This is a genomic window from Marinobacter sp. GH_1 (genome assembly GCF_048595985.1).
Lineage (GTDB): Bacteria > Pseudomonadota > Gammaproteobacteria > Pseudomonadales > Oleiphilaceae > Marinobacter > Marinobacter shengliensis.
On record NZ_CP184460.1, the window covers coordinates 3,144,866 to 3,166,556 of the forward strand.

The window sequence follows — 21,691 nt, forward strand, 5'->3', positions numbered from 1 at the left end:
AATCAGAACCGGCTCCTCCCCCGCAGCAACACCTGTAAAGCATCAATGCTGTCGTCCCCATCCAGGGGAAACGCCAGATCAAAGTGCAACATTCTCTGTACTTCAACTCTGCTGGATGCCAACCTCAAGCCAACCCCAACATCCCTCAACACACCACCGTCCGGCCCGTTACTCTGACCGTCAGCAAACCAGGCGCGGCCAGCATCAACGAACACAACCCCGCCCATCCGAAACAACTTGAAAGGATGCCAGTCGGGGAAGTACCGGCGCTCGAGTGTCCACAAAACCCTTCGGTCCCCTTGCTGGTATTCACTGGGATAGCCACGAAGCCCGTTTTCACCTCCAATCAACAGTTGTTGGTCGGCGGTCAGGTTACGAGCAGCGGTAAACGCAAGACTCGTGTACCAGCCGGTCCAACGAACGGACCCACCGTGAAAGTACTCCAGGCTGAGGGTGCCCAGGAGATTCTCCACGCGGTCTTGACCGAGCCGATAGGTGCCGCTCTGATTCAGGCCGTAGCTGGCGTAGTTGGTTTCCGTCGCCAGCAACGAGTCCTGAAAACTCATGTTCAGGACAACCCGATCTTCCGTTGCCCCCAACCCTGAGCCTGAATAACCCAATTCCGTGCGCCACAAGAAACCATCCCGAACGTCTTCAACCCGCTGTAAACGGGTCAGGTTGGTCATCTCGCGAAAACGGTTCTGGCGGTAATCAAAACCAATCCATGGATAGCTCAGGGTTCGATCATCCGGCAACACATCCAGGGCAGGCTGATCAGGTAACGGCTGAAATCCGAACGCCTCGTAGCGATACCCCGCCAGCAGGCGGAGCTGCCGCTCGTTGCGCTCAGCCAGGCGCCATCCGCCATCAACACTGAAATACTCCCGGCTACGGCGGTAATCGGCAATGGCTTCTGCCCCCACGTAGCGGGATTCCTCCCGGACATCATCCACTCCAGCCAGGCCAAAGCGCCAGTTGGTGCGCTCGCTGAAAAATGGCCGTTCCAGATAGGCGCTCCGCCCCCTCCCATCACTGCGGTCATCGTAGGAAAAACCCGCCTGCCAGTGAGAGCCAGCGACATTGGGATCGTCCACAAACAAACTGGTTTCGGAGCGGTCCGGGTCCTTGGTGTAGGAAATTCCCAGGCTCTTGCCGGAACCCAGGAAGTTCGGATCGGAGATGCCCGCATTGGTGGTATTCTCGCCACCGGATCTGGTCAAACCCAGGGTTGGCAGTAATGTCCAGGTATCCCGCGCCAGAACACTCACCTCCACCTCATCCCCACAAAGGCGGGTAACCCCCACCCAGGCCGCTGTCAGATATTCCCGCTGCCGCAAGACCCGCTCAGACTCTTCCAGCAACCCGGGACTGTAGATGTCGCCCTCAACAAACACCAACTGGGAACGAAGGGCCGACTCCCAAGTCGGTGTGTTGAGTGTATTGAGGGCGCGGTAAAGGAAGTTATCCTGCTTTGGGTCGCTGGTATCAAAAATGGGGCGCTGAATGATTCGAATGCTGCCAATTTTCGCACCCGGGGGAATCACGAGATTGCTCTGGCGCGCCAGCTGATCCCGTGGTTTGTCCAGATCAATCATTTCCGGCTGGATGTCACTGACAGTACACGCCTCGTCTGGCGACTCGGCCCCGAGTGCAGGACCGGCCAGAATCAGACTGGTCGCCAACAGCCCCCTCCGGCACACGATAGCTGCTTTGCTGACTGCCCGTACTGTCATATCCCGCCAATGAAACCGCCAACCTGGCGCAAATTAATAAAAGGATTCATCCGAAGCTATGACAGGATAGAACAACAATCACAAAAAGAGGCCAGACCATGATTGGTTTTCCCATCGCCCTGATCTTTGCCAACGGCTTCGAATGGTACGCCCACAAGTACATCCTGCATGGCACGCCCAGGCCTGGGCAGCCGCGCTACAGCCCAATCCCCAAATCCATGAAGAGCCACTGGCAGCACCACAAAATCGTGCGCACCACCGATTACCAGGATGATGGTTACGCGGAAGGCCTGAGCAACTGGCGCACCCGGGATGAAGTCACGTCTCTGCTCAAGCTCACAGCTATCACATCCCTGGCCATGCCGGTAGCGCCGTTTTTCACCCTGGGCACCTACTATGCTGCTGCTCGTTATTTTTACGTGCACCGGCGCTCACACCTGGAGCCTGAGTGGGGTAAAAAAGCGATTCCCTGGCACTACGACCATCACATGAACACCAACCAGGATGCCAACTGGTGCGTAACACGCCCCTGGTTCGACTACATCATGGGCACCCGGGTAATCGCCAACGAGGCCATGGCCGAGTCTAACCCGCTGGGCATTCGTTTACCCGAGATCGTTGAAAAGCCACTGAACCAAGCCTGCCGAAGGCTCTTTCCAAAGAGCTTCGAAAGGTTGAATCAAGGGCAGCTCGTTTAACTCTTTGTGGCCAATCTCCGGATATCGTCGTACTCCCGAACCTTAATTGCGGCTCGGGAGTTTTCGGCCCCGGTAAACTCGATCAGCTCATTCACCATCGCCTCGGCAACTGTCTCCGCCTCGATGGCCCGATACTTGTGCAGTGGTCCAATCAATGCGCGGTTGGCCAGCGGCATTACGGCCATCCCCAACGCTTCACCGGTACGGTGTTCCTTCCTGTCGCCCAGCAACAAGCTTGGGTGATAAATGGCAAGATAATTGAACCCAAGACCTCGCACCGCATCCTCCAGCTCGCCTTTCACGCGACTGTAGAAAACCGTGGACCGGGACGAGGCCCCTATGGCGGACATCAGGATTAATCGGTTCACGCCCGCCGCCTTGGCTAGTTTGGCCGCCCTATAGGCGTAATCGTAATCCACCTTACGGAATGCTTCTTGCGAGCCCGCCTTCTTGATCGTGGTACCCAGGCAGCAGATCAGGGCATCAACTTTGAAGATAGCAGCACGGGACTCCAGGGTCTCAAAGTCGACCACATGCTCCGCCAGCTTCGGGCTATCAATACCCAGTGAACGGCGCACCGGCACCACCACGGATGAGACACCGGTGTGCTTTAGCAACTTTTCGACCACCAGGCGCCCGGTCAGGCCTGTGGCTCCCAATACCAGAACGTTCATGACATACCCCTGAAAATTGATTAGGCTCACCGTAACACCAGAATCCACTTTGTGCAGTTAAATGGAAGCCCATGCTGAAAATCTCCAACGCCGTTGAACTGGCGGACTGGGAAATTGAGATCACCCAGATACGCGCGCAAGGCGCTGGCGGGCAAAACGTCAACAAGGTGGCATCCGCCGTTCACCTCCGCTTCGACATCCTCAACTCCAGCTTGCCGCCTTTCTACAAGGAACGGCTGATGGCATTATCAGATCAGCGCATCAGTAAAGACGGCATCATTGTGATCAAAGCCCAGTCTTTCCGAACTCTTGAACTGAACAAGGAGGATGCGCTGGAGCGACTGAAAGAGCTCATTCAGGAAGCGGTAAAACAAAAGAGGGCCCGGCGCCCAACCAAGCCTACCAAGGGGTCACAACGGCGGCGAGTGGACAGTAAAACGAAAAAGGGCAAAACCAAGGCGCTCCGGGGAAAAGTTCAGCTTTGACGGTCTGTTTTACCCACAACATCTGTGGATAACTTTGTTAGGAACGAAAGGATAGGCAGTGCAAACCCTTTAACCACAAGGGCTGGTGGAATGCGTAGGTTATTTGATCAACCGGTTCATCCGCCCGCCTTAAGTGATCAATTTATCCACAGCACAGCAACGGAAGAGCGATGGCATTGCCCTACTTTATTGGCTGCCCTCAATGGCAAGACCCGAACTGGAACAGCCAACTGCCACCCGCCGGCACGCCCCTGGCGCGATATGCCCGGGTATTCAACACCGTTGAGGGCAACACCACCTTTTACGCCAGCCCCAGCCGCGAACAGTGCCAGCTATGGCGGCAGCAGGTTCCGGACAACTTCCGATTCCTGTTCAAACTGCCTAAAGCCATCACCCACGAACGCTTCCTGAGCGGCACTGACGATGAACTCGAGGCCTTTCTGTCGCTGATTGAACCGCTAAATGATGTGCTTGGCCCCATGTTGCTGCAACTACCAGCAAGCTTCGGCCCGGAGCGGCTGGATCAACTCTGGCGCTTTCTGGATACCGCACCGGAGTTTCTGGACTGGACCGTAGAAGTTCGGCACCCGGCGTTCTTTGCCAAGGGTGAGGAGGAGCGTGCCCTGAATCAAGGCTTGCGGGCCCGCAAGCTCGCCCGGGTTGCACTGGATAGCCGGGCGCTGTTCTCGGCAACGCCCGACTGCGAATCAACCGTCGATGCCCAGCGCAAGAAGCCCCGAGTTCCGGTGCACATCCTCCCCAGCGATGCATCGCCGGTGATTCGCTACATAGGGCATCCCGACCTGGAGACCAACCGGGCATTTCTCGCACCCTGGGTGCAGCGAGTGGCAGCCTGGGTAGCGGCTGGCACTCAGCCCTATGTCTTCATGCACATGCCCGACAACGGCCACGCAGTGGCACTGGCCTCGCTCTGGACGGAGCTTCTGCGGGAAAAGCTTCCGGAGCTGGAGCCTCTGCCAGTGAACGTTTCAACGCCGCAAATCGGGCTGTTCTGACCAAACGCCGACTATGCAGCTACCGCAGTGTCCAGAGCCGGCTCACCAAGGGGTGGCTCGTCCGCCAGCAGCACATCCCGGAACGAGAGGTAATAAGCACCGGTAAGCACTGCCCCCCAAACTATGGCCGCAAGAATCATCGCCACTACCCAGAAACTCATTGATGCCGTTGACGCACTGATCGTGAACAGGGGGAAGAAAAAGAGCTGGCTCAGCGCCATCACATTCACGGCGAAGAAAATCAGCACGAACAGGTTCTTGAAACTCGCCCGAAAACTGTGACCAATCGCCGCAAAGACGCCTTCACGAGCAATCACGATCAACGGCACGACATAGCAGAAGAGCGCAGCGAACAGGGTCACAGCCGCCACCACCGAGAGGAACACGAACAGGGCACGCAACATGAAGTTTTGGGTTCCCAAGCCGAAACTCATGGCGTCACCGTAGTAGCCGGTGCCGAAAAGCGCACGCTCAAGATCTGCTGTACCCACAATCCAGTAACCCACCAATGCCATAGCCAAGGCGACCAAAGCCATCATCAGCAACATAAGCACAAGGTGAACGATACTGTGCCCCCCAAACGCAGCAAACAAACTGGTGAATCGAGGACGCCCTTCAGCTGCAGAGTGAAAAACGGCGATCATCCCGGCGTTCAGTACCAGTGTCAGAACCGCGATCGCAGAAACGATCAGAACCATCGTAAAAAGACTGCCTCGAAACATCAGCTCGAACGAAACCAGCTGAATCAGCACTGGCGCAACAATCACCAGCAGGTATGCCGGCAGAATCACGCCCCAGTTGTCACGGAGCAGTTTTATAGACCCTGAAATCCAGTTCAGTGGCGGCCCCGCTTTTACTTTGCGCGGTGAAACAGAAACGGGTTGGTAGGAATTACTTTCATCGTGAGTTTGCACAGCAGGAAGTCCTTAATTTGCTTTCCAGAAATGATGACCAGCAAGCTGATCTGTCCAAGGCTCGGCACCCTAACAGATCATGTCCTTGATCTGTGTCCAATATCGCCCCGTGCACGCGTGAGACATTGTCCATTCCCGCCGTCTGCACGTATGGGACAGCGCAAATCCACTATGCTTCACTCAAACAACACGTTATCCGACTACAAGGAGAAGAATATGTTCAGCCTGGAAAATCGAGTCGCTCTGGTGACCGGCGGCGAGCATGGTATCGGTAAAGGTATTGCTGAGGTGCTGCACAAAGCCGGCGCCAAGATCGTGATTGGCGGTATTGATGAAGCAGCCGGCCAGCAAGTAGCCAAGGAACTTGGTGGGCTGTTTATCAAACTGGATGTTACCCGACAGAGCGACTGCCAGGCCGCCATTGCTGAGATTGAAAAGCAGTTCGGACAGCTGGATATTCTGTGTTCAAACGCCGGCATCTTTCCCCAGGCCAATCTGGATGAGATGACCGAAGTCCAGTGGGATCAGGTACACAACGTCAACCTGAAAGGCACCTTCTTCATCGTGCAAGCCGCCATGGCGGCCATGAAGAAGCGGAGTTACGGTCGTATTGTGCTGACGTCATCCATCACCGGTCCGGTCACTGGCTTCCCGGGGTGGAGCCATTACGGCGCCAGCAAGGCAGGCCAACTGGGGTTCATGCGCAGCGCTGCCCTGGAAGTGGCCAATAGCGGCATCACCATCAACGCGGTGATGCCCGGTAACGTGCTGACAGAAGGTCTTCAGGCGCAGGGAGAGGAATACCTCAACCAGATGCGTGCTGCCATTCCCACCCATACGCTGGGAACCCCTGACGACATAGGCCACGCCGCCTGTTTCCTGGCCTCCGAGGAGGCCCGCTACATCACCGGGCAGCAAATCATTGTTGATGGCGGGCAGGTTCTACCCGAATCTCCGGACGCAATTCCGGGTTGACCTTCAAGGCACACTACACCGAAGGTTATAGCTACGTGACATTAAAGCCCGTAGGGAGTCCCTGGCGGACTCCCGGTGCACCATAATTATGCCCGCTCCCCAAAACCGCACCAACTCCACGCAAATCTGCTAATCCATACCTGCTTCAGCACCACCTTTTGTGCACTTTGCACAAGCTCAGCCCGATGGTTACTCACTTTTATGCCAACAAACCACAAATGGCATAAACGTTGCGAACACTCCATATGTTGATAGACAACTCGGAGTGAACCTCATGGCAACCCAAACAAGCTCACAAGAACAGGACTACCCGCTTGGCCCGGTACCACTGGATAAACGAAAAAGTGTCTGGTCTATGGGATTGGTGCTTCTCGGCTTTACCTTCTTCACCGCCACCATGTGGGCCGGCGGCAGTGTCGGGGTCGCCTTTGATTTCCCTACCATGTTGATGGTGCTCGCCGCCGGTAATTTGCTGCTAGGAATTTATGCCGCCATGCTTGGCTATATCGCGGCAAAAACCGGGTTGAACACCGCCTTGATGAGCCGGTTTACCTTTGGTGAGCTGGGCAGCAAACTCTCCGACTTCATTCTTGGCTTCACCCAGATTGGCTGGTACGCCTGGGGAACGGCCACCATGGCGATACTTCTGGTCAAGCTGACAGGCATGCCCGAGGGCATGACCACGCCTTTGATGATTCTGTTCGGTTTTGCTTTCTGCGTAACGGCATTTATCGGCTATCGGGGTCTGGAATGGCTATCTCGGGTGGCGGTACCCGCCATGATCATTCTGGTCGCCGTGAGTATGACGATTGCCACATCGGATGCCGGCGGGCTTAGCGGTTTGCTGTCCATCACGCCAGCCAGCGAGATGACAGTAGCGGCTGCCATTACCCTGGTATTCGGCACCTTTGTCAGTGGCGGAACACAGGCCACCAACTGGACCCGCTTCGCCAAATCAGGCAAAACGGCCGTCATTGCCACACTATTGGCCTTCTTCCTGGGTAACGGCCTGATGACCCTGATCGGCGCCTTTGGTGCCCTGGTTTATCAACAGGCAGACATTGTCGACATTATGGTGGCGCAAGGACTGGCAACGCTGGGTATCCTGATGCTGTTCCTTAACCTGTGGACCACCCAGGACAACACCGTCTATAACTTTGCCGTGGCCGGCTGCAACCTGGTCCGCACCCGCCGCCGAAAACTGGTCACTGTTGTGGGCGCCGGCATAGGCACGGTTCTGGCCGTGATGGGCATGTATCAGTGGCTGATTCCCTTTCTTGTACTGCTGGGTACGTTTATCCCGCCCATCGGCGGTGTCATCATGGCCAGTTACTTTATTGGCTATAAACGCCAATACCCGGATCTGGCTACCGCATCACTACCTGCGTTCAACCTACCTGGCCTTGCCGCTTACGCAATCGGCTCCTCCGCTGCCTATAGCTCACCCTGGATTGCACCAATCGTCGGCGTACTCGTAGCCGCTTTGAGTTACAGCGTGATTCTGGTGGTCGGCCAGGCAGTACGTGAACGGCGGGCACTGGTTATGGGAACCGCCTGATGGCACTTCGCTGCAACGACATTCCGGGACTTCCCGGGCTCGACGCAATTCGGCTGCGAGGTGGCAGTGCAGCCGCCACCAACCCGGTACGCTGGCCCTACCTCGCGGAGAATCGCTCCTTCAAAGACTGGGTTAAAGGTGGCGAACTGGTATTTGTAACCGGCATCAGCCGCCATCGCAGCCCACAGAATCTGGCGGAATGCCTGTATGAGGGTAAACAGTGCAACGTAGCCGGGCTGGTGGTTCTTACCGGGGATGCGTACATTGGTCAGCTACCCAAAACACTGTGCGCACTGGCCGACGATCTGGCACTGCCATTGTTTGAGCAGCCCTATTCTTTGCCGATGGTTGAAGTGACTGAAGTCATCGGCAGGGCTATTGTGATGTCAGAACATACCGGCACTGAATCATTTGATGCCGACAACCTGGCCAGCTCGACCGACCTCATAGAGGCGTGGATCCAGTGCCTCGGTAACCAAAGCGCCATGGCAAAGTTGCTGGGCTGCCATCGGAATACCATTCGCAACCGAATAAACCAACTCACCGACAGCCTATCGCGGGAAACTGACAAAGCAGACGTTTTCAAATCCAGGCTATTGGCCCATCTGCTTTTAAAGCCTGCACCATCTGCGCAGCAGAATCAGGAGACGAAATGACCGAATCACTGAATGCTATCGTTAATGCCCGCTTACCGGGCAAGGATGGCCTGCATAAACTCACCATTGCCGATGGTCGTTTTACAGACATACACCCAGTACCTGAACAAACTCCCGCCGGGAACAACGAACTTGATGCTGCCGGCAACCTGGTTACCCCGGCATTCGTTGAGCCTCATATTCACCTTGATGCTGCCATGACTGCAGGTGAACCAAGATGGAACCAAAGCGGGACCCTGTTTGAAGGCATCGAGTGTTGGGCCGAGCGCAAGGCGATGTTGTCCCGTGAAGATGTTATCAACCGGGCCACCGAAGCCCTCAAACTGTTTGCTGCCCACGGTATTCAGTATGTTCGTACGCATGTCGACGTTACCGACCCCAGCCTGACAGCCCTCAAAGCCATGCTGGAAGTTCGCGAGCAGACAGCCGGATTGGTTGATCTTCAAATCGTGGCGTTTCCACAGGAGGGCATTCTCTCCTTCAGGAATGGTCGAGAACTGATGGAAGAGGCTGTGCGGTTGGGCGCCGATGTGGTGGGCGGCATCCCCCACTTCGAGTTCACCCGGGATTACGGCGTTGAGTCAGTGCGCTGGCTGATGGAACTGGCCCACAAGAACGACCGACTGGTGGACGTGCACTGCGATGAAATCGACGACTCGGAATCCCGGTTTCTGGAGGTGCTCGCCGCCGAAGCCCTGCGCCTGGACTACGGCTCAAGGGTAACGGCCAGCCACACCTGTGCCATGGGTTCGTACAACGATGCCTATTGCAGCCGCCTGTTCCGCCTGCTGAAAAAATCCGGCCTGCGGTTCCTGTCCATGCCTACCGAAAGCCTTCACCTGCAAGGCCGTTTCGACGGCTACCCGAAACGCCGCGGCCTGACCCGCGTACCGGAACTGCTCGACGCTGGCCTGAAAGTCGCCTTCGGCCAGGATTCCATCCGCGACCCCTGGTACCCCATCGGCAATGGCAACATGCTGCGCACTCTTGATGTCGGTCTGCATGCCTGCCACATGCTCGGTATGAGCCAGATCGAGCGATCCCTGGAACTGATTACCGACAACGGTGCCGCTGCGCTGGATCTGAAAGAGTACGGTATCGCCAAAGGACTGCCGGCACGGTGCATTGTTCAGCAGGGTCAAACGCCTTATGAGGTTTTGATGGGACAACAACCGGTACTGGCGTCTATTCGGGATGGGAAATTGCTGATCAAGAGGGATATCATCAAGTACGATACTGACCTGTGCCTTTGAGGAGAATGCCAATGATTGACGAGGACACCCTGACAGCACTGAAAACCGCGTTCACCTTCATGCCCCAGCCGGTCGAGATCAACCGCTACGAATACGGCGACGACGCCGACCGCATTTTGGCCCAGGTGAACTTCGTCCGGGAGGTACTGGTCAGTCACGGCATTGACCCGGAGGAAGTCGCCGGCGAGATTAATCCGGACACTTCCCCCAACTCCTGTTACTGAACGCGTTATGCCAAGGCTGTTTTTCGGGCTTGAGATTCCCGAGGCTATCAAGACGAGCCTCCTGCAAGTCAAAACACAAGTGGCGGGAGCCCGTTGGCAAAGCCGCGGGCAACTGCACCTGACCCTGGCGTTCCTTGGCCAGGTAGAAGATCAGCAGGTGGCCGTGGCCCGTGATCTGGCGAGGGGAGTTACCCAATCGGCCTTTGAGCTTAATGTGCAGGGGCTGGGGTGTTTCGGTTCTCCGGAAAAGCCCAAGATCCTCTGGGCGGGTGTATCACCAGAGAACGCGCTCAGAGAGCTCCAGAAAAACCTGGCAACCGCGTTGACCGACAACGGGTTCACACTCGAAAACCCGAGCTTCAAACCGCATATCACGCTTAGCCGATTTCGACATCCGGCGGGTTCGGTGGCCTCGCTGCTTGAAAGCCACCAAGGCACCCTGTTTGGATTGATGCCGGTTCAAGACTTCGTACTTTATAAGAGCACACCTGGGCCGGGAGGCTCCGTTTATACCGTTACTGAGCGGTTTACCTTGCAACCCTGATACTGCTTTCAGCGTCGGGGCTTTACCAGAAACCAGCTTGCCACAACCAACGTCCCAAACAGGGTATAGACCAGAATAAAAACCCAGTCCGGCGCGTTGTAGTACAGAATGGTTTCCAGCCAGTGCTGAATGAACGAGCCCTCATAACCACCCTGCCCGGCCTTTGCACGCAATTCCATTTCCCAGATCGTCAGCGGGCACAGCACGCCAAGCCAGGCCTGAAGCACGACAATACCAATAACCACAAGATGGCTCAGCCGGAACCAGAGATTTCGAACCCAATTCCACTGGCGAAAGTAACCGACCAGGGTAGCCACCAGACCAAAGATGACGAACACAACCAACAGGGTGTGAAACACTAGCAACAAGTCTGCAAGTATCTGAAACCACTGAGCGTTCATAAACACCTCCCTCAGCACCGAACCCGCCCCACAAACCGCGACAACCGGCAGAAGATTTCTCTAGAATAACCTTCTAAATACCATGACATGAGAACCCCATGCCGCTGGACGCTTTTGACCGTGTTTTACCCGGTGCCCGCAAAGCCAACAAACGCCATATACTTCGCTGCGCGCTGACCTGCTTTCTTGAGCACGGCCTTGAATCCACCACCATTGATATCATCCGCCAGCGTTCCGGGGCCAGTGTTGGCACCCTGTACCACCATTTTCACAACAAAGAGGGCCTGGCCGCAGCGCTGTTTTTCACGGCCCTGGACGATCACAGGGCAAACGTATGGCCAGAGATAGAAGCCGCAGGTACCACTCGACAGGTTATTGAAGCGCTGGTTACCCGTTATATGGACTGGGTTACCAACGAACCGGAACTTGCTCGCTTCATGTTTCTAGCGCGGGCCAGTGTGGCAGCAGGCCCCTACCGAGAGGAACTGACGCAAAGGAACCGTGAGCAATACAGTGTGATTCACCGTTGGCTGGCCGAGGGTCAAAGCCAGGGCGACATTCGATCTCTGCCACGGGAAACCTATGCCTCCCTACTTCTTGGGCAGGCTGAGAACTACTGTCGGGCCTGGCTGGCCGGGCGCGTACCAACGCCACCGTCGGAACACGCCATGCTCTTTGCAGAGGCCGCCTGGAGAGTTCTTTCAAAAAGCTAGAATATTATTCTAGAAATAAATTCCAAATATTGGCACTATCTCCTGACCGCCCTTTTCTAGCGCAGGAGAATGCATTATGAATGTTGTCAGCCTCTACAACCGGCTTAGCCGTCTGCCCATGGGCAAAACCCTGTTCAGTCGTGCGGTCTGCCAGACCGCGCCGTACTTCTCCAGCATCTCACCAACGGTAGAGACTCTAGCCCCGGGCCGCTGCGTGGTCACCATGAAAAAACGCCGAAAGGTCACCAATCACCTGAAAACCGTTCATGCGATTGCCATGTGCAACATGGCGGAACTGGCCGGCGGGTTGCTCACCGACGCCTCAGTTCCCAAGGGGGCACGCTGGATTCCCTCTGGCATGACCGTCAAATATCTCAAGAAGGCCAAAACGGACCTCACCGCTACCGCTGATGGCTCCAGCCTCGACTGGTCTGAGGAGGGGACTGTCAGGGTGCCTGTCTCTGTGACGGATACCTCTGGCCAGGAGGTGTTTCATGCCCTGATCGATATGAACATCAAACATACCCGCTAACCGGCGCACCGCACAGGAGGAACCCGCCATGGGGGAGCTTTTCGAATTTGGCAAACAGATCCTGGCCCAACAACCGTTCAGCGTACTATTGGGCACAGAGTTGAAAGCATTTGAGCCTGGCAAAGCGGAACTGAGCCTGATCGTGAAAGAAGAGCTCAAGCAACAGCACGGTTTTGTCCACGGCGGAGTGGTCAGCTACCTCGCTGATAATGCACTGACCTATGCCGGAGGTTCGGTTTTGGGGGATTCAGTCACCTCCGAATACAAGATCAACTACCTTCGCCCTGCTATTGGGGAACGATTAATCGCCAGGGCTCGGGTACTCTCCTCTGGCAAGCGCCAGGCTGTGTGCCAGTGCGAGATCGTCGCAACGGACAACGGCGAAGAGAGGATAGTCGCCGTGGCTCAAGGTACCATTACCAGGGTGGCGAGCTGACGCCCGGCGTATCTATACTCCTAGTTGACTAATAGGTCGCTATGAACAATTCATTAGAATCTCAGCGGGGAAACTGCAATGGGAAGTTCAAAACTGGTCGGTGTCGTGTTATTGGTGGTAGGCGTTGTCCTGCTCTACTTTGGCTATCAGTCCAGCCAGGCTGTTGGCAATCAGGTTACTGAAGCGCTGACCGGTCGCTTCACGGATGAAACCATGTGGTATCTGATTGGGGGTGCAGCGGCAACCGCAGCGGGAGCCTTTCTGACGTTTATGAAGAAATAGTAGATGCCTCAGCCAGGAATACCCTTCCGACTCCCCTAATGGATTAGCTGGCACTGTCGACAGCAGTGCCGCACAACCTAGTGTGTATTACCTAATTCCCTCCAATAGACTTTTTAAGCCTGCTTACCAAGCCAATCCAAGAACAACACCGCTTCCGTGAGCGCAGTAACCCATGGACATCGATTGATACAACGGAGTGTTGTTCTATGCGCACTATTGCACGAAAGAAAACCCTTACCCTTCTGTTCTCCCTCGTTCTGATCGCCGCCTGTACCGCAACCATCAAGCCCGAGTGGACCGCCCTGTATAACCACAAAGCCAACGTGGAACCTGATCGCCTGACCTGGCTGGAAGATCTTTCGGTCAACAGCTACGGTGATGTCATGGTCGCAGGCACGACCATTCGCACCGGTCTGGCTAATCGAGCTCAGGACATTCTGCTTGTCCGTTACTCCGATAACGGCCAACGGCTCTGGGCGGTCGATTTCGATCTGGCCACCGGTGACTACCGCAGTGACGACAGCGCCCTTGCCATGGTTATTGATGGTCAGGACAACGTGTACATCCTCGCCAATCAGTTCAAGGTTCTCGATGAAAATACGTCGTCCGCCGGCGCCTGGCTGATCAGTGCTGATGCCAATGGCAACGAACGCTGGCGCTATAAGCTCAGCGACAGCAGCGAAATGCGCGCGTTGAGTCTCAGCAATGACAAGCTTTACGTAACCGGGCCCAACACCCAGGTATTCAATCTGGAAGGCACGCCTCTTCTGGGCGTCGAGCATCCGGAGCATACCGCGCACTCGGTAACCGCCAGTGCCAACGGTAATTTCGTCGTTGCCAGCGGCCAGGCTGTCAGCCTGTTCAACGCAAACGGAGAGCAACTTTGGCAGCAGACCGGTGTAACCGGTGAATACCCGGCCGGCGAAGTCATCTTCACCATGAATGGCGACATCGTGGCCACTAATCTGTTGGCAGACAACGGCGGTGCTCGCATCACCCGCTACACGCCCGCCGGCGACAAGCTGTGGACCACAACCTTCGGCGCGGCTTACAAGAGTTACGGCTTGCCCGGACCAGCCCTGGTATTCGAAGACTATCGTGGCGACCTGCTGCTGACGTCTTCCAACTCTGATGGTCACCGTATCGTTAAACTCGACAGTGCCGGCAGGACCGTCTGGAATAAAACATCGCGCAACGGGATCATTAAAGATGCCGCCTTGAAAGGGTCTGACCTGTTTGTGGTTGGCGGTGGTTTCAACGCCAAGTACGAAAGCGACGGCAGCCGGGTGGCGGAATCAAAAACCGACCGGAACGTGCAGATTACCACCGGCAGCGTTGCCATTGATGGCAACAAGCTTTACGCCGGCTACAGTGCAGAGAACAATGGCAGCTTTGCACTCCACCTGTCACAGTACCTGGACCGGTAAAAATTGCAGGGACCGAATAGCCGACTGCGATGCAGCCGGCTATCACAGCCCCTCAAGATACCGCAGCCCGGAAAGCTGGGCCATTTGCCGTTGAATCCAGTCGACCCGTTCCTGCACATAGGTCGACGGAGCGTTCACACTCAAAACCTTCGGGTTTGGTAAAACGGCGGCCAGGCGTGCAGCCTGGGCTTGGGAAAGATAGCGTGCCGGCTTGCCGAAGTAGGCCTGGCTGGCCGCCTCCACACCGTAGATACCCGGGCCGAATTCCGCGATATTCAGATACACCTCAAGCACTCTCTGCTTGGGCCAGAGGCCGTCGATGGTCACGGCCAGGCCCGCCTCAATGACCTTGCGAGCAAAACTGCGCCCGTTCCAGAGAAACAGATTCTTGGCGGTTTGCTGGGTGATTGTGCTGGCGCCCCGCAGCCCCTCCCCCGCCTTGTACTCCGACACAGCCTTACGGATAGCATCCACATCCACGCCACGATGATAGGGGAACCGTTGATCTTCACTGGCCACCACCGCCAGCGGCATCCACGGAGAAATATCCGACAGCGGCACCCACTCATGCCGTAAGGGCCGGGGCGGGTTATCGAGTTGATACGCCAGCATAAACGCCGACGTGGGAGGGTTCACAAAGCGGAACAGCAGAATAGCCAGCAACAGCAGTGCGATAACGACACCGAGCGCGATCGCCACCATACGCAAAGATGTGCGAACAAAAGACCTCTTGGCCATAACCAGAACCTACCCACCGCCATTGGCTGAACACGAACAAACAGGCTGTACATGTTAGCCGACACGACAGGCTTTGGCGGTTACCATCTGGAAAGCCTGGGAGAGAAGCGCTGAATATCGACGCAGTTAATGTTATGTTATAACATATACATTAACGAGAACCGAAACGCCGACCCTTTCAGGAGAAAACCAATGCCGCTCACAGAAAAACGACTTCCGGTTACTGTTCTATCGGGCTTTCTCGGTGCCGGGAAAACCACGGTACTGAACCACATCCTGAACAATCGCGACGGCAAGAGAGTGGCGGTCATCGTCAACGACATGAGTGAAGTCAACATCGACGCCGCCCAGGTACAACAGGAAGTCACGCTGAACCGCTCGGAAGAGAAGCTGGTTGAGATGAGTAATGGCTGCATTTGCTGCACACTGCGTGAAGACCTGTTAATCGAAGTGCGCAAGCTGGCCGCAGAAGGTCGCTTTGACTGCCTGGTAATCGAGTCCACAGGAATTTCAGAGCCACTGCCCGTAGCCGAAACCTTCACCTTCGCCGACGAAGATGGCGTCAGCCTGTCGGATATCGCGCGGCTCGACACCATGGTGACTGTGGTGGATGCGGTTAATTTCCTGAAAGACTATGACGAGGCACAATCGTTACAGGAAACCGGAGAAAGCCTCGGCGAAGAAGATGAACGCAGCGTGGCGGACCTGCTGGTAGACCAGGTGGAGTTCAGCGACATTCTGCTGATCAGCAAAACCGATCTGGTGTCCCCAGACAATCTGGCCAGGCTCAAAGGCGTGCTGCGCAGCCTGAACTCCGAAGCAGAGATCCTTCCCATCGAACAAGGCGCCGTGCCGCTGGATAAGGTACTGAATACCAGTCGTTTCAGCTTTGAACGCGCCCAGCAGGCGCCAGGCTGGTTGAAGGAAATGCGTGGCGAACACATCCCAGAAACTGAAGAGTACGGCATTTCCAGCTTCGTCTACCGGGCCCGCCGCCCGTTCCACCCGGCGAAGTTCTATGATTTCCTGCATCAGGGCGTCTCCAGTGGAAAACTGATTCGCTCAAAAGGTTATTTCTGGCTTGCCACCCGCCCGGAGTTTGCCGGCAACTGGAGCCAGGCGGGCGGCATTGCCCGTCACGGGTTTGCCGGAATGTTCTGGAAAGCAGTACCGGAAAAAAACTGGCCCGAAGACCCGGAGTATCGCCAGGCGATTATGGAAAGCTGGGTAGAGCCATTCGGCGATATGCGCCAGGAGCTGGTGTTTATCGGCCAGAATCTCGACCAAGACAGCATCACCCGCCAACTGGACGAATGCCTGTTGGATGAAGAGCAGCTGCTGGCCGGAAAGTCTTTCTGGAAAACGCTGAACGATCCGTTTCCGGCCTGGGACTAACATCAGATGACACTGACAAAAGATGAGTTGTTAAAGGCGCCCGCCGACGAGTACATGAACGAGGCGCAGCTGGCGTTCTTCCGACAGTTGCTCGAAGACCTGCGCCAGGAAACCATGGACAACATTGAAGCGGCAAAGCAACAGCTGGCCAGCCCTCCGGAAATGAACGATGAAGCAGACCGGGCCTCATATGAGGAGGAATCCCGGCTGGCCCTACGCATAGTCGACCGGGAGCGCCGCCTGTTGCCGAAAATAGATGCGGCGATGAAGCGCATTGCCAACGGTGACTATGGGTACTGCCTGGAATCTGGCGAGCCCATCGGGATACCCAGGCTGCTGGCACGCCCCACAGCGGAGCTATGTGCCGAGGTGAAAACCCTGAACGAGCGAAAGGAGCTTAACTTTCGGCACTGAGCATTGCCTTCCCCACGTCCGGGTGGGGAAGCAACTCAGCCAGCGACTTTCAGCGGCCCGTGGTCATCACAATGATCGCCATGGGGGTGATGCTTATGGACATTACAGCTCATCTTGGCCCCCTTGGAAGACAATCTTGTCTCTGGAAAGTTTTGACTGATTCTCTATTTCCTGACAAGAGATTGATCAGCTAACAACCAGTATAGAAGACGGATGCAGACTTTGCTGTCCGCACGATTCAACGAGAGTTCTGCGGGGCACTTCGGCCCCCGGACCTGCCAGCCTTTACGCCGAGACAGGGGCCTATCACGTCAAAGCTTGGTCGGATTGGGCGCATCGCCATAGACATCAGCGGGATCAAAGGTTTTGTCCTGCTCAACAAACACCAAGGCCTCGCCATTTGCCCTGTCAGCCCCCACAAGCACCTGCCGGTAAAAGCATGAGCGGTAACCAACATGACAGCTGGCCCCGGAGCCGGCCACGTTGACCCGCAGCCACACCGCGTCCTGATCGTCGTCAATCCGCATCTCGACAACCTGCTGGACTAGCCCGCTGGTTGCTCCCTTGTGCCAGAGTACTTGCCGGCTGCGGCTCCAGTAATGGGCCTCGCCGGTAACAATGGTTTTCTCCAGCGCCTCGGTGTTCATATAGCCCAGCATCAGGACCTCGCCGCTGTCGGCATCGGTGGTCACACAGGTAATCAGTCCATCATCATCGAATTTGGGGGCCAGTTCTGTCTGCTCCTCCACCTGCTCAATGGAGTTTCTGGGGGCAAAGCTAACGGCATCCGGCCCGGCGGGCTGAGACTGGTCAGACGTTTCTTTCATGATATTTTCACTCTCAATGGTTGTGGCAATTCAAACGGTGACGTTTTTTGTATCGGGCGTTTCCAGAAAGCGGATGGCTTGGCCTTCGGGAGCGCCGACCAAGGCTTCATCCCGTACGACCACTTGTCCACGCACAACGGTGTGAACGGGCCAACCGGTAACGACTTTGCCATCGTAGGGAGTCCAGCTACTGCGACTGGCAATCCAGTCATTTGTGATGGTGCGCCGGGCGGCAAGGTCAACCAATGTCAGGTCAGCGTCGTAGCCAAGGGCAATGCGCCCCTTACCCTCAATCCCGAAGATGCGCGCCGGGCCGGCACTGGTCAGGTCCACCAGGCGTTGCAGGCTGAGGCGCCCGGCATGGACGTGATCCAGCATCACCGGCAAAAGCGTCTGTACGCCGGTCATGCCACTGGGCGATTGCGGATAGGGTTTTGCTTTCTCCGTCAGGGTATGGGGCGCGTGGTCACTGCCAATAACATCCACAACGCCCTTGCGAATAGCCTCCCACAAAGCGTCCTGATGTCGCTGTTCCCGGACCGGCGGGTTCATTTGCGCGAGACTCCCCAGTCGCTGGTAACACTCGGGGGCCGCCATGGTCAGATGATGGGGCGTTACTTCCACCGTCACGCAGCGTTTGTGGCGGGCCAGGTACTGCATTTCCTCGGCCGTGGAAACGTGTAAAACATGGAGCCGGCGGCCTGTGTCTTCAGCCATGGTCACGATCCGTTGCGTGGCGAGGAGTGCGCTGTCCACATCCCTCCATTCCGGGTGCTGGCAAACGTCTCCGCTCGCTTCGACAATCGACCTGCGCTCTTTCAAACGGCCCTCATCTTCGGCGTGCACTGACATGCGCCGGCACCCGTGGCGTACAATTTGCCGCAGCACCGTGTCATCGTCTGCCAGCAGGTCGCCGAATGAGCTGCCCATGAAGACTTTCACGCCGGCACAACCTGGCAGACTCTCCAGGCTCTGTAGCTGCTCCGCATTGACTCCGGAACCGCCAATATAAAAGGCATAGTCGCACCAGGCCCGGCCCTTGGCCGCATCCAGCTTGGCCTGGAGATCCGCCTGCCAGAGCGTCAAGGGGTTGGTGTTCGGCATCTCGAAGACACCCGTCACACCACCCAGTACCGCGCCCCGGGTTCCAGCTTCAAGATCTTCCTTATGGGTTAAACCTGGCTCACGAAAGTGAACCTGACTGTCGATCACCCCAGGCAGAACATGCAACCCGGTCGCATCAATGGTCGTATCGGCGGTCCAGTGACCTCTCAGTGCACCGAGGGCCACAATGCGCCCGCCCCGACAGGCGATGTCCGCACTCTCCGCACCATTCGGAGTAATCAATGTTCCGCCGCTGATCAGAAGATCTGCATGTTGTGGCATTGCGCTCAAAATATGGACCTCCCTGCTTGCCTCCAGCGTGTTCCGTCAGGCGTGTCCTCGATGGCAATATCAAGCAGTTCCAGCTCTTCCCTCAGCGCATCCGCTCGGGCAAAGTCGGCCTGACGGCGGGCTTCCTGCCGCTGGCGCACCAGGGCCTCAATGTGCTCGGATGAACATTCGTTTTCGGCGGGTTCGATGCTTTCGCCATGCAGCTCGTATAGTTCCTGCCGGGCGGATTTCTGGAGCAAACCAAGCAGCCCGGCCGAGGCACGAAACGCCCGCGCCGCTTCTTGCGCATGTTCGGCGGTTTTCGCCTGTTCCAGCAGATGACAGAGCTCGTGCAGACGTTTCAGCGCGCGAGAGACGTTGAGGTCATCCCTCAGGGCCTCCAGCACTTCGCCGTCCGGCTCTGTCTCTGACCAGTCTGCGTGCGCCTCGCCTTCCGTGCGTGCAAGGCGTGTGTACCAGCGGGTCAATGTTGCCCGCGACTGGCTCAGGCGCCGGTCATTCCAATCGAGGGGATTACGGTAATGGGTAGACAGGAGTGCCAGCCGGATGGCCTCGCCGGGAGCCTTCGCGAGCAGGTCCCGGACCAGCATCACATTGCCCTGGGACTTGGACATCTTTTGCCCGTCCACGGTCACAAAGGAGTTGTGAACCCAGGTACGGCAATAAAGGGCTCCATTGGCACAGGTTCCCTGCGCGATTTCGTTCTCGTGATGGGGAAAGATCAAATCCTGCCCACCGCCATGGATGTCTATGGTCTTGCCCAGATGCTTGCCAATCATGGCTGAGCATTCCACGTGCCAACCTGGCCGTCCGCGGCCCCAAGGGCTTGCCCAGCCGGGCTGGTCTTCTGTTGACGGTTTCCAGAGCACGAAGTCCAGCGGGCTGCGCTTGTAGGGCGCGACTTCAACACGGGCACCAGCGAGCATGTCTTCCGGTTTGCGTTTGGACAGAGCGCCATAGGCGGAATAGGACGGCACGTGGAACAGCACATGGCCAGCTGCTTCGTATGCATGGCCACGTGCAATGAGCGCCTGAATCAGCTTTACAATCTCCGGAATATGCTCAGTGACACGGGGTTCCAGATCCGGGGATTCAACGCCGAGGGCTGCCAGATCCTCGTGGTATGCCTGGATATACCGATTCGTAATGGCGTCAATGCCAACACCTTCTGCCGCTGCAGCGGCATTGATCTTGTCATCCACATCGGTGAAATTGCGCGCATAGAGTACACAGGCGTAGTCATGGCGCAGCAGTCTGGCCAGCACATCAAAGATAACCGCCGGTCGCGCATTACCAATGTGGGCAAAGTTGTAGACCGTTGGCCCACATACATACATGGTCACCCGCCCGGGAAGCTCCGTGCTCAGTGGCTCTTTGCGGCCAGCAAGCGTGTTGTAGAGCTGGATACTGTCAGAGCCCATCAGATAACTCCCTGAAAATCCCCACTGGCAGACGCCACGGCATCATGGGAATGGAGACTTTCCAGGTGCCGCACATGAGTCTGGAGATTGTCATAAGAGCTGGTAAGCGCGCTCTGGATTCGCCGGGCTGCATCCTCCACATACATCAGGTTCTGGCCATTAAGCCATGCAAACGCTTGCTCATCCGCTCGTTTAACGGCGGTCTGGACAGGCGTTGCCAGAACCGCCTCCACCTGATCAATGAGCCTCATCAGGCCGAAATCACCGGCAGATTCGGGAATATCGACACTCACACGTGCCTCGCTGCGCTGGCTGTGGGGTGTGGCCAGCGTGGCGTTCTGTTCCAGCCAGACGGCCACATCCTCGCTCATCAGCCCGGCACTCTCAGGGAAACTCTTCCTGAAACCATCGGCCACCAACTGACGGGACAAGGCTGCGGAACAGGGGCAGGTGGAGGAATATTCCACCTGAACCGACGCTCTTAACGAGAACGACTTTTGGTCCAACCTTGCCTCAAACTGCACTGGATAGGCCTTCCACCCCGCCAGTTCCGGTGACCGCAGTGCCACCCGCCGGGCAAGCAGGCTGAAATCCAGAACCACTCTTGCGCCATCGGTGTAGCAGTCGTGGTGGCTATCGACCATCTGTTCCAGTAGTTTTCGTAAATGCCCGGGCGCTATTGCCTCCTGGCTCGACATTTCATCAAGCATTCGGTAGATACGGGACATGTGAATGCCTTTAACCGTCACTGCGGGCAAGTTGACCTGGGCATCCACAACGGCATGAACTGGCCCCGGGCAACCCGGTTCGGACAGATGGATGGGTATATCAATCCGGCTCATCCCGACCCACTCCAACGGTGCACGGATTTGCGGGGCTTCATTGCTGGCAACATCTGGCAATTCTTTGTTCATGCTAAGCCTGTGTCGATTTAGGTTTACACCCGCTCTCGGCATTGCTCGGGGCCGCTCATTAGCTTT

General features: G+C 56.6%; 25 protein-coding genes. 16 read left to right on the plus strand and 9 right to left on the minus strand.

Annotated elements, in window-relative coordinates; all coding sequences use genetic code 11:
- Positions 1–2: 2 nt before the first annotated feature.
- On the minus strand, positions 3–1,682 hold the full coding sequence (locus ACNSOI_RS14280) for a BamA/TamA family outer membrane protein (RefSeq protein WP_420194332.1): 1,680 nt from the start codon (positions 1,680–1,682) through the stop codon (positions 3–5).
- Between the two features lie 149 nt (positions 1,683–1,831).
- Between ACNSOI_RS14280 and ACNSOI_RS14285 the strand changes: the two genes are divergently transcribed.
- On the plus strand, positions 1,832–2,431 hold the full coding sequence (locus tag ACNSOI_RS14285) for a sterol desaturase family protein (RefSeq protein ID WP_072676578.1): 600 nt from the start codon (positions 1,832–1,834) through the stop codon (positions 2,429–2,431).
- On the opposite strand, the gene ACNSOI_RS14290 is transcribed toward ACNSOI_RS14285, so the two are convergent.
- Positions 2,428–3,105 carry an NAD(P)H-binding protein gene (locus tag ACNSOI_RS14290; protein ID WP_286251263.1) on the minus strand — a complete coding sequence of 226 codons (678 nt, stop codon included), beginning with the start codon at positions 3,103–3,105 and terminating at the stop codon, positions 2,428–2,430. The genes ACNSOI_RS14285 and ACNSOI_RS14290 overlap by 4 nt on opposite strands.
- Positions 3,106–3,176: 71 nt before the next feature.
- Here ACNSOI_RS14290 and arfB point away from each other — a divergent pair, with 71 nt between their 5' ends.
- Both arfB and ACNSOI_RS14300 read left to right on the plus strand, forming a co-directional pair.
- The gene (gene arfB, locus ACNSOI_RS14295) at positions 3,177–3,590 is read left to right on the plus strand and encodes an alternative ribosome rescue aminoacyl-tRNA hydrolase ArfB (protein WP_286251266.1); all 414 of its coding nucleotides are present in this window, start codon (positions 3,177–3,179) and stop codon (positions 3,588–3,590) included.
- Between the two features lie 170 nt (positions 3,591–3,760).
- Positions 3,761–4,606 (plus strand): DUF72 domain-containing protein, encoded by an 846-nt coding sequence (locus tag ACNSOI_RS14300; RefSeq protein ID WP_286251268.1) that lies wholly within the window; start codon positions 3,761–3,763, stop codon positions 4,604–4,606.
- 11 nt (positions 4,607–4,617) lie between these two features.
- Here the strand turns inward: ACNSOI_RS14300 and ACNSOI_RS14305 are convergent, their stop codons facing one another.
- Positions 4,618–5,520 carry a hypothetical protein gene (locus ACNSOI_RS14305; RefSeq protein ID WP_286922315.1) on the minus strand — a complete coding sequence of 301 codons (903 nt, stop codon included), beginning with the start codon at positions 5,518–5,520 and terminating at the stop codon, positions 4,618–4,620.
- A gap of 216 nt (positions 5,521–5,736) precedes the next feature.
- Between ACNSOI_RS14305 and fabG the strand changes: the two genes are divergently transcribed.
- The 6 genes from fabG (at position 5,737) to thpR (ending at position 10,730) form a co-directional block, all read left to right on the plus strand.
- Entirely contained in the window at positions 5,737–6,495 is a 759-nt protein-coding gene (gene fabG, locus ACNSOI_RS14310; protein ID WP_420194333.1) for a 3-oxoacyl-ACP reductase FabG, read from the plus strand.
- Positions 6,496–6,769: 274 nt separating this feature from the next.
- Complete coding sequence (gene codB, locus ACNSOI_RS14315) at positions 6,770–8,053, plus strand: cytosine permease (protein WP_286251274.1); 1,284 nt, start codon at positions 6,770–6,772, stop codon at positions 8,051–8,053.
- On the plus strand, positions 8,053–8,709 hold the full coding sequence (locus ACNSOI_RS14320; protein ID WP_286251276.1) for a PucR family transcriptional regulator: 657 nt from the start codon (positions 8,053–8,055) through the stop codon (positions 8,707–8,709). The genes codB and ACNSOI_RS14320 overlap by 1 nt, the downstream gene beginning before the upstream one ends.
- A complete protein-coding gene (gene codA / locus ACNSOI_RS14325; protein WP_420194334.1) occupies positions 8,706–9,962 on the plus strand; it encodes a cytosine deaminase in 1,257 nt (418 codons plus the stop codon). The genes ACNSOI_RS14320 and codA overlap by 4 nt, the downstream gene beginning before the upstream one ends.
- 11 nt (positions 9,963–9,973) lie before the next feature.
- Complete coding sequence (locus ACNSOI_RS14330; protein WP_044383963.1) at positions 9,974–10,186, plus strand: hypothetical protein; 213 nt, start codon at positions 9,974–9,976, stop codon at positions 10,184–10,186.
- Positions 10,187–10,193: 7 nt separating this feature from the next.
- The gene (gene thpR / locus ACNSOI_RS14335; protein ID WP_420194335.1) at positions 10,194–10,730 is read left to right on the plus strand and encodes an RNA 2',3'-cyclic phosphodiesterase; all 537 of its coding nucleotides are present in this window, start codon (positions 10,194–10,196) and stop codon (positions 10,728–10,730) included.
- A gap of 8 nt (positions 10,731–10,738) precedes the next feature.
- Here the strand turns inward: thpR and ACNSOI_RS14340 are convergent, their stop codons facing one another.
- Positions 10,739–11,131: a DUF2784 domain-containing protein gene (locus tag ACNSOI_RS14340; RefSeq protein WP_061333051.1), complete on the minus strand. Its 393-nt coding sequence runs from the start codon at positions 11,129–11,131 to the stop codon at positions 10,739–10,741.
- Between the two features lie 98 nt (positions 11,132–11,229).
- Between ACNSOI_RS14340 and ACNSOI_RS14345 the strand changes: the two genes are divergently transcribed.
- The 5 genes from ACNSOI_RS14345 (at position 11,230) to ACNSOI_RS14365 (ending at position 14,521) form a co-directional block, all read left to right on the plus strand.
- Complete coding sequence (locus ACNSOI_RS14345) at positions 11,230–11,844, plus strand: TetR/AcrR family transcriptional regulator (protein WP_061333050.1); 615 nt, start codon at positions 11,230–11,232, stop codon at positions 11,842–11,844.
- A gap of 76 nt (positions 11,845–11,920) precedes the next feature.
- Entirely contained in the window at positions 11,921–12,376 is a 456-nt protein-coding gene (locus tag ACNSOI_RS14350) for a hotdog fold domain-containing protein (protein ID WP_061333049.1), read from the plus strand.
- 28 nt (positions 12,377–12,404) lie between these two features.
- Positions 12,405–12,812 (plus strand): PaaI family thioesterase, encoded by a 408-nt coding sequence (locus tag ACNSOI_RS14355; protein WP_420194336.1) that lies wholly within the window; start codon positions 12,405–12,407, stop codon positions 12,810–12,812.
- 78 nt (positions 12,813–12,890) lie between these two features.
- Positions 12,891–13,094 (plus strand): DUF3185 family protein, encoded by a 204-nt coding sequence (locus ACNSOI_RS14360; RefSeq protein WP_420194337.1) that lies wholly within the window; start codon positions 12,891–12,893, stop codon positions 13,092–13,094.
- 206 nt (positions 13,095–13,300) lie between these two features.
- Entirely contained in the window at positions 13,301–14,521 is a 1,221-nt protein-coding gene (locus ACNSOI_RS14365) for a PQQ-binding-like beta-propeller repeat protein (RefSeq protein WP_420194338.1), read from the plus strand.
- A gap of 42 nt (positions 14,522–14,563) precedes the next feature.
- Here the strand turns inward: ACNSOI_RS14365 and mtgA are convergent, their stop codons facing one another.
- Complete coding sequence (mtgA, locus tag ACNSOI_RS14370; protein ID WP_420194339.1) at positions 14,564–15,259, minus strand: monofunctional biosynthetic peptidoglycan transglycosylase; 696 nt, start codon at positions 15,257–15,259, stop codon at positions 14,564–14,566.
- A 192-nt stretch (positions 15,260–15,451) separates the two neighbouring features.
- Between mtgA and zigA the strand changes: the two genes are divergently transcribed.
- Positions 15,452–16,654, plus strand: coding sequence for a zinc metallochaperone GTPase ZigA (gene zigA / locus ACNSOI_RS14375; protein WP_420194340.1), 1,203 nt, complete (start codon positions 15,452–15,454; stop codon positions 16,652–16,654).
- A gap of 6 nt (positions 16,655–16,660) precedes the next feature.
- Positions 16,661–17,068, plus strand: a complete 408-nt coding sequence (dksA, locus tag ACNSOI_RS14380) for an RNA polymerase-binding protein DksA (RefSeq protein ID WP_072676566.1) — start codon at positions 16,661–16,663, stop codon at positions 17,066–17,068.
- 311 nt (positions 17,069–17,379) lie between these two features.
- Here dksA and hisI read toward each other — a convergent pair whose 3' ends face one another.
- The 4 genes from hisI to folE2 are packed head-to-tail and all read right to left on the minus strand — an operon-like array spanning position 17,380 to position 21,625.
- Positions 17,380–17,895: a phosphoribosyl-AMP cyclohydrolase gene (gene hisI, locus ACNSOI_RS14385; RefSeq protein WP_420194341.1), complete on the minus strand. Its 516-nt coding sequence runs from the start codon at positions 17,893–17,895 to the stop codon at positions 17,380–17,382.
- 30 nt (positions 17,896–17,925) lie between these two features.
- The gene (locus ACNSOI_RS14390) at positions 17,926–19,281 is read right to left on the minus strand and encodes a dihydroorotase (RefSeq protein ID WP_420194342.1); all 1,356 of its coding nucleotides are present in this window, start codon (positions 19,279–19,281) and stop codon (positions 17,926–17,928) included.
- Positions 19,282–19,286: 5 nt separating this feature from the next.
- Complete coding sequence (cysS, locus tag ACNSOI_RS14395) at positions 19,287–20,711, minus strand: cysteine--tRNA ligase (RefSeq protein WP_420194343.1); 1,425 nt, start codon at positions 20,709–20,711, stop codon at positions 19,287–19,289.
- Positions 20,711–21,625 (minus strand): GTP cyclohydrolase FolE2, encoded by a 915-nt coding sequence (folE2, locus tag ACNSOI_RS14400; RefSeq protein WP_420194344.1) that lies wholly within the window; start codon positions 21,623–21,625, stop codon positions 20,711–20,713. Before folE2 ends, cysS begins: the two co-directional genes overlap by 1 nt.
- Positions 21,626–21,691 lie beyond the last annotated feature (66 nt).

Coding starts and splice junctions, on each gene's coding strand:
- ACNSOI_RS14285 (WP_072676578.1), top strand. CDS start 1,832: ATGATTGGTTTTCCCATCGCCCTGATCTTTGCCAACGGCTTCGAATGG.
- ACNSOI_RS14340 (WP_061333051.1), bottom strand. CDS start 11,131: ATGAACGCTCAGTGGTTTCAGATACTTGCAGACTTGTTGCTAGTGTTT.
- ACNSOI_RS14330 (WP_044383963.1), top strand. CDS start 9,974: ATGATTGACGAGGACACCCTGACAGCACTGAAAACCGCGTTCACCTTC.
- codB (WP_286251274.1), top strand. CDS start 6,770: ATGGCAACCCAAACAAGCTCACAAGAACAGGACTACCCGCTTGGCCCG.
- ACNSOI_RS14350 (WP_061333049.1), top strand. CDS start 11,921: ATGAATGTTGTCAGCCTCTACAACCGGCTTAGCCGTCTGCCCATGGGC.
- ACNSOI_RS14360 (WP_420194337.1), top strand. CDS start 12,891: ATGGGAAGTTCAAAACTGGTCGGTGTCGTGTTATTGGTGGTAGGCGTT.
- mtgA (WP_420194339.1), bottom strand. CDS start 15,259: ATGGCCAAGAGGTCTTTTGTTCGCACATCTTTGCGTATGGTGGCGATC.
- thpR (WP_420194335.1), top strand. CDS start 10,194: ATGCCAAGGCTGTTTTTCGGGCTTGAGATTCCCGAGGCTATCAAGACG.
- ACNSOI_RS14290 (WP_286251263.1), bottom strand. CDS start 3,105: ATGAACGTTCTGGTATTGGGAGCCACAGGCCTGACCGGGCGCCTGGTG.
- ACNSOI_RS14345 (WP_061333050.1), top strand. CDS start 11,230: ATGCCGCTGGACGCTTTTGACCGTGTTTTACCCGGTGCCCGCAAAGCC.
- hisI (WP_420194341.1), bottom strand. CDS start 17,895: ATGAAAGAAACGTCTGACCAGTCTCAGCCCGCCGGGCCGGATGCCGTT.
- zigA (WP_420194340.1), top strand. CDS start 15,452: ATGCCGCTCACAGAAAAACGACTTCCGGTTACTGTTCTATCGGGCTTT.
- dksA (WP_072676566.1), top strand. CDS start 16,661: ATGACACTGACAAAAGATGAGTTGTTAAAGGCGCCCGCCGACGAGTAC.
- fabG (WP_420194333.1), top strand. CDS start 5,737: ATGTTCAGCCTGGAAAATCGAGTCGCTCTGGTGACCGGCGGCGAGCAT.
- ACNSOI_RS14300 (WP_286251268.1), top strand. CDS start 3,761: ATGGCATTGCCCTACTTTATTGGCTGCCCTCAATGGCAAGACCCGAAC.
- ACNSOI_RS14320 (WP_286251276.1), top strand. CDS start 8,053: ATGGCACTTCGCTGCAACGACATTCCGGGACTTCCCGGGCTCGACGCA.
- ACNSOI_RS14390 (WP_420194342.1), bottom strand. CDS start 19,281: ATGCCACAACATGCAGATCTTCTGATCAGCGGCGGAACATTGATTACT.
- codA (WP_420194334.1), top strand. CDS start 8,706: ATGACCGAATCACTGAATGCTATCGTTAATGCCCGCTTACCGGGCAAG.
- ACNSOI_RS14365 (WP_420194338.1), top strand. CDS start 13,301: ATGCGCACTATTGCACGAAAGAAAACCCTTACCCTTCTGTTCTCCCTC.
- arfB (WP_286251266.1), top strand. CDS start 3,177: ATGCTGAAAATCTCCAACGCCGTTGAACTGGCGGACTGGGAAATTGAG.
- folE2 (WP_420194344.1), bottom strand. CDS start 21,625: ATGAACAAAGAATTGCCAGATGTTGCCAGCAATGAAGCCCCGCAAATC.
- ACNSOI_RS14355 (WP_420194336.1), top strand. CDS start 12,405: ATGGGGGAGCTTTTCGAATTTGGCAAACAGATCCTGGCCCAACAACCG.
- cysS (WP_420194343.1), bottom strand. CDS start 20,711: ATGGGCTCTGACAGTATCCAGCTCTACAACACGCTTGCTGGCCGCAAA.